This window comes from Tsukamurella spumae (assembly GCF_012396015.1).
GTDB lineage: Bacteria > Actinomycetota > Actinomycetes > Mycobacteriales > Mycobacteriaceae > Tsukamurella > Tsukamurella spumae.
Window position 1 is genome coordinate 1 of the sequence record NZ_JAAXOQ010000061.1, and the last position, 5349, is coordinate 5349.

Here is a 5349-nt window from a genome sequence, read left to right on the forward strand (position 1 = left end):
CATCACGCGCATCCTCGACCATCTCCAACGCCCGAGCCTTCAGCTCCGGCGTGTACTTCGACGTTCCCATCGTTGGATCCTCTCTCAAGCAAACACAGAGAGTCTCCGGACACACCGGGGCGGATCAGTCGAACTTGGCGGTGATGACCTCCGCCATCACGTCGAACCGAATACGGTCCCAGTCCGGCACGAGAGGTACGGACCGCCCGATTCGCTGCGCATCGGCCGGCGTTGCGGCAGTTCGGATCGCTTCGATGCGCCGCTCATCCGCGGTCTTGGCCGACATGAACGCGTGTTCGGCGGATGGGAAAATGTTGCCGCGGAAGCGAATTCCGACTGGGTAGAAGTTGGAAAGGAAGAAGTGTTCGCCGCGGAAGCTGTCGATCACTCGCATGCCTACGCCCCTGCCTCGGGGAGGTGGAAGAACTTCGCGCTCAGGTAGTCGTTGGGCCTGAAGTACAGCTCGCCCTCATTCGTGACGCAGGCGACGAAGTCAATTCCGCCGTTCGGCGTCAGGTGGTAGGTGAGTTCACAGGTCGCCCCGGGGCCGCCTGTGTAGAGGTTGTCGACGGTGCTTGCGAACACGTTCACTTGATTGAGGATGTTGTCGCCGTCCACCGGAAGGAAGAGAAGGACGTCGCGGGTCGGAGCCGCCACGAGAAAACCGTGCTCGGACGGTGCCAAATGCTCCTTTGCGAACGTGCCGGCGTACAGCAGCCGCGACGGCGCGAAGAAATCGTCGAACTCGAACGCGATGACCGGATTGTTCGAACCGTCGATCTCGAGGTCGACGAAGTCCGCCGCCGGCACGGGCAGGCGATGCAGGTTGTTGACGGCCATCCGTCCGACATTGAGCGTGTCGCCGAGGTGAGCGAATAGACTCGCCGCCGGTAGTTCGGAGACGTGTGTCGGATAGTCGGCCGCGAAGATCATCGAGAGACCGGGGATCAGCCCTTCGACCGGGTAGTTCACGTCCGGATCCGCAGTATCCACGCTCCGCGTCAGGCGTGGATAGATGTTCTCTGCGGTGACCTCGGAGGCTCGTACCTGGCGAATACGATCTAGATTTGCGAGCCACTGGTGCACCTCTTCGTACCAATCGTCCTCGTCGACGCGAGCGACGCGGGAAGCAAGGTTGGCCAGGCCGCAGATCGCATCGCCGATCAGGTAGGCGTCGCGACCGTGCGGGGTGCACGCCAGGCCACGAGCGAGACACACGCGCTCGACGGTGTCGCGAAGGGAGCGGGTCTGTGCGCCGGAGAGCGGCTCAAGTGGCGTGAAGTCGGTGTCCATCGTGATTCCTCGGTCTCAAATGCGCGGCGGTTCCGCGGCCGGCCGCACTCGGACCAGCCGGTCAGAATGCCGCTCGCGACTGACAGGTTTCGATTTCACCAGGTGGGGGCACTCCGCGTGTCGAGATTAGCGGTGGCGCCTCAAACCTGTCAGTGCCCTACTGCATCCTGATCGGCTGCGCTGGAGGTACCGGGCGGCAGAGGAGAGCGAGATGTCTGCGAACGACGATCGGCCCAACGCTAGGGTTGGCCGGGTGATCACCGGAGAGCTCAAGAACAAGATCGACCGCGTCTGGGACGCCTTCTGGTCCGGAGGGATCAGCAACCCGCTCGAGGTGATCGAGCAGATCACGTACCTGCTGTTCATTCGCCGGCTCGACGAGCTGCAGCGGCTCAAGGAGCGCGAGAACGAGATCCTCGGCGAGGGCATCACCAACCCGATCTTCGAGCCCGGCCAGGAGGAGCTCCGCTGGAACGTCTTCAGGCACGAGGCCCCAGCGGAGATGTTCGCCACCGTCGGCCAGAAGGTGTTCCCGTTCCTCCAGAGCATGGGCACCGACGGCTCGACCTACTCCGAGCACATGAAGGACGCCCGGTTCACCATCCCGACGCCGGCGCTCCTGTCGAAGGTCGTCGACATGCTCGACGACATCCCGATGGAGAACCGCGACACCAACGGCGACCTCTACGAGTACATGCTCTCGAAGCTGTCCACGTCGGGCACCAACGGCCAGTTCCGCACGCCGCGACACATCATCCAGTTGATGGTCGACCTCATGGAGCCGAAGCCCGGCGACGCGATCTGCGACCCCGCCTGCGGCACAGCGGGCTTCCTCGTCGCGGCCAGCGAGTACGTGCGGGAGAACCATCCGGAGGCGATGTCGGACGACTTCCAGCGGACTCAGTTCCACCGCTCGATGTTCCACGGCTACGACTTCGATAGCACCATGTTGCGCATCGGCTCGATGAACATGCTGTTGCACGGTGTGGAGGAGCCGGACATCCGCTACCGTGATTCCCTCTCCGAGGGCGCGAGCGGGGACGCCGAGAAGTACACGCTCATCCTCGCCAACCCACCGTTCGCCGGCTCCCTCGACTACGAGGCCACCTCGAAGGACCTGCAGCGGACGGTCAAGACGAAGAAGACCGAGCTCCTGTTCCTCGCGCTCTTCCTCAAACTGCTCAAGCCCGGCGGCCGCGCGGCGGTCATCGTGCCCGACGGTGTCCTCTTCGGCAGTTCCATGGCCCACAAGGAACTGCGCAGGATCCTCGTCGAAGACCAGAAGCTCGACGGTGTCGTCAAACTCCCGTCCGGCGTGTTCAAGCCGTACGCAGGTGTTTCGACGGCGATCCTGCTGTTTACAAAGACCGATTCCGGCGGTACCGACGAGGTCTGGTTCTACGACGTAGGTGCGGATGGTTTGTCACTCGACGACAAGCGCAGCCCGATCGATGACAATGACCTCCCCGACGTCCGCGCACGGTGGGCGGAGCGCAACGGCGGCGAGCGTCAGCGTGCGCGCACCGACAAGTCGTTCACCGTATCCAAGGACGAGATCGTCGCGCAGGGATATGACCTCTCGATCAGCCGTTACAAGGAGATCGAGTACGAAGAGATCGAGCACCGGTCCCCGTTGGAGATCATTGCCGAGATTGAGAAGCTCGAGGGTGAGATCGCGGCCGGTCTTGCTGATCTGAAGGCGATGCTGAAATGACTCGGACGGTCGGCGACTTGATTTATGAATTTCGAGCGGTGCCGGAGGTGGGGCAAGATCCTCCGGTCCTGACCTTAACTGAAAAGAATGGCTTTGTGTACCAGGCGGACAGGTTTAATAAGCGCTTGGCGACGGAGGATACAAGTTCGTATAAGTTGATTGGCCGAGACGATTTCGCTTTCAATCCGTATCTATTGTGGGCGGGGGCGATTGCGCGGAACACTCTCGCCGACTGTGGAGTGATAAGTCCGTTGTATCCGACGTTTCGGGTTCGAGAGGGATTTGATCCTAGCTACGTCGGGAAGCTCTTGCTGTCGGCGCGAATGGTCAGCGCATATGACTCGATTGCCTTCGGTTCGGTACCTCGTCGCAGACGATCGTCTGTCGGTGATTTTCTCGGACTGGCCGTCCCCTCGGTTCCGATACTCGATGAGCAGCGCCGCATCGCCGCGATTCTCGACCACGCTGACAAACAGAGAGGTGACAGCCTGCGCGTCGTGGCAGAGCTGGCGCAGGTATCCGCCCGGATGTTTGACGAGCGATTCGGTGCTTGCAGTGGCCAGTTGGTTCAATTGTCTGACATCGCCTCGGTGTCGTCAGGCATCACAAAGGGACGCCGAACTGACCGTGCCGTCCGCCCTGTTCCCTATCTTGCCGTAGCCAACGTTCAGGACGGCAGGCTTGATCTGGGAAAGATCAAGACGATCGATGCAACCGAGGTTGAGATCGAGAAGTACAAGCTTCGGCGGGGTGATCTTGTTCTGACGGAGGGGGGAGATCCGGACAAGTTGGGCCGAGGAACCGTTTGGCAAGAAGAAATCGGCGAGTGCATCCATCAGAATCATATTTTTAAGGTGCGCGTGAGTGATCGTGATGCGGTGTCTCCCGCATACTTGTCTGCGCTGATAGCGAGTCGTAGTTCGAAGAAGTACTTTATGAAATCTGCCAAGCAGACTACAGGTATTGCGTCCATCAACATGACGCAATTGAAGGCGCTTCCAGTGTGTGTTCCGGCGATCCAAGAACAACGCGCATATGAACGGGATGTCGATGCTATCTCGCGGGTTTTGAGTACGGCCAAGTCCGCAGCGGATCTTCACGGTGAGCTTCTCGAATCCTTGCAGGCGCGTGCGTTCCGAGGCGAACTCTGATGGCGATGCCGACGTGGGACGGGTTCATGGCGCCGGTGCTGCGGCAGTTGCTGCCGGGCACGGTGATCAAGCGGCGCGACCTCGAAGAACTCGTCATTGCAGCGGAGCACCTCTCCGACGAGGAGCGCACAGAGACGCTGTCTTCGGGGCAGCTCAAGTACCGCAACCGGATCGGTTGGGCCACCTCGTATCTCAGCCGGGTGGGTGCGATTGCCCGGCCCTCCCGCGGGGAGTACATGATCACTGACGTCGGGCGGCAACTGCTCGCCAATCACCCGGCGGGGATCACGGAGAAGGATCTCCGCGTACTGGCGGGTGATTCGACAGCTCCGCACACGTGGAAGGCTCTGCGGGCGCGCGAGGGCAAGGCGGGCACCGTCGAAGCCGATCCGACGCCTGTCTCCGATCTTGACCCCGAGGAACAGATCTCCGACGGGATCGGGCGGATCAACGCCACCGTCGCTGATGATCTCCGCACCCGCCTGCACGACAACACCCCGAGCTTCTTCGAAGACACCGTGGTCGCGTTGCTGGTAGCCATGGGGTACGGCGGGGCCGGCGGCAAAGCGACCGTCACGCAGGCATCGAACGACGGCGGCATCGACGGCATCATCGACCAGGATGCCCTCGGCCTGAGCCGCGTGTACGTGCAGGCCAAGCGGTACGCGCCGGACAACTCCGTCGGGCGCCCTGAGCTACAGGCCTTTGTGGGAGCGCTGAGTGGCAAGGCCGACAGCGGTGTGTTCATCACCACCGGCCGCTTCTCGAAGGGCGCCGTCGAGTACGCCGAGATCGTGCCCACGCGGATCATCCTCATCGACGGTGTTCGGCTCGCGGAGCTCATGATCCGGTATGGCGTCGGCGTGCAGGTGAAGCAGACACTTCAGATCGTCGAGGTCGACGAGGACTTCTTCGAGTAGTCGTCCGGGTACGCGATCACGCGGCGCGATCGGTGTGGACCTCGCCGGCGCACCATGCCGTCTCGGCATCGTGCTCGGCGAGCAGGGATTCCAGGATCGGCGGCCCGTTGGGGCCGTCCAGAATTGCGCTGACATCGGAATAGAGGCTCTTCAAGCTTGAGCGGGCAGTGCCTGGTCAGAGGTTCAGCGTGTCGTTGACGTGAGGAGCCCCTGGTCTCCGGAAATCTGGATGTTGCGAAGCATTCCGATTTCGGTGAGGAGTACCAGGGGC

Annotated in this window: 6 protein-coding genes; 3 read left to right on the forward strand and 3 right to left on the reverse strand. The window is 61.9% G+C overall.

Features of this window, described 5'->3' with window-relative positions; all coding sequences use genetic code 11:
• Positions 1–124: 124 nt before the first annotated feature.
• Positions 125–394: an NADAR family protein gene (locus HF999_RS21940; RefSeq protein WP_168547885.1), complete on the reverse strand. Its 270-nt coding sequence runs from the start codon at positions 392–394 to the stop codon at positions 125–127.
• A 2-nt stretch (positions 395–396) separates the two neighbouring features.
• The gene (locus HF999_RS21945) at positions 397–1293 is read right to left on the reverse strand and encodes a hypothetical protein (protein ID WP_168547886.1); all 897 of its coding nucleotides are present in this window, start codon (positions 1291–1293) and stop codon (positions 397–399) included.
• Between the two features lie 253 nt (positions 1294–1546).
• Between HF999_RS21945 and HF999_RS21950 the strand changes: the two genes are divergently transcribed.
• Genes HF999_RS21950 through HF999_RS21960 form a run of 3 tightly spaced genes read left to right on the forward strand, consistent with a single transcriptional unit; the run spans position 1547 to position 5078 of the window.
• On the forward strand, positions 1547–3007 hold the full coding sequence (locus tag HF999_RS21950; RefSeq protein WP_168547887.1) for a type I restriction-modification system subunit M: 1461 nt from the start codon (positions 1547–1549) through the stop codon (positions 3005–3007).
• Positions 3004–4158, forward strand: coding sequence for a restriction endonuclease subunit S (locus tag HF999_RS21955; protein WP_168547888.1), 1155 nt, complete (start codon positions 3004–3006; stop codon positions 4156–4158). The genes HF999_RS21950 and HF999_RS21955 overlap by 4 nt, the downstream gene beginning before the upstream one ends.
• Positions 4158–5078: a restriction endonuclease gene (locus tag HF999_RS21960; protein ID WP_168547889.1), complete on the forward strand. Its 921-nt coding sequence runs from the start codon at positions 4158–4160 to the stop codon at positions 5076–5078. Before HF999_RS21955 ends, HF999_RS21960 begins: the two co-directional genes overlap by 1 nt.
• 16 nt (positions 5079–5094) lie before the next feature.
• Here HF999_RS21960 and HF999_RS21965 read toward each other — a convergent pair whose 3' ends face one another.
• On the reverse strand, positions 5095–5232 hold the full coding sequence (locus HF999_RS21965) for a hypothetical protein (RefSeq protein WP_168547890.1): 138 nt from the start codon (positions 5230–5232) through the stop codon (positions 5095–5097).
• Positions 5233–5349: the final 117 nt, after the last annotated feature.